1 pseudogene is annotated in these 604 nt (G+C 42.1%); it reads left to right on the top strand.

Annotated features, from left to right (window positions below):
* A pseudogene (locus G5B42_RS11655) lies at nucleotides 1-239 on the top strand (alpha-glucan family phosphorylase); the annotation flags it as partial.
* Nucleotides 240-604: the final 365 nt, after the last annotated feature.

The raw sequence follows: 604 nt of genomic DNA, 5'->3' as shown, positions 1-604 counted from the left end.
CGGAGGGCTGTGTCCACGGGGTTAACGGCTGGCAGATCGGGGACGGTTACGAAGGGAAGGACCAGGACGAGAAGGACCTGGCATCCCTCTACAAAGTCCTCAAGACCGAGGTGCTCCCCACCTACTACCAGAACCGCGCCAAATGGCTTGCCATGATGCGGGCTTCGATCGAAATGTCGCATGAGCAGTTCTCGACCGCGCGGATGTTGAAGGAGTATTACGGGAAGTTGTACTGCTAGCGGGATAAAAGCTATTTTCTCCGATTTTTGGGCTGTTCCATGAAGAGGAACAGCCTTTTTATGTTTGGCAATGGTTACCTTTCACCCTAAGCAACTTTTGATTGGGGTGACAGAAGATTCCCGTAATAATTATATGAAAAAAGGGCTTTTACGATAAAAATTTGACGTAAATTCAAATAATACTGCCAAAAATTTATGGAGACTTAAGTTTACAAAAGTAATAAAACATGATAATTAATGGTTAAAAATGCTATAAATGGGAACATCAATTTTGCTGAAATATCTCATATGAAATATCACATATTATACTCATTGGTTTTTCATAGTTTGGAGGGGGATAATATGGATCAAGTCCAGATTAGTGT

Source organism: Capillibacterium thermochitinicola, from assembly GCF_013664685.1.
GTDB classification, from domain to species: Bacteria; Bacillota; UBA4882; order UBA10575; family UBA10575; genus Capillibacterium; species Capillibacterium thermochitinicola.
Note: the sequence above shows the minus strand (reverse complement) of the source record. Positions and strands in the feature narration are given on the sequence as shown.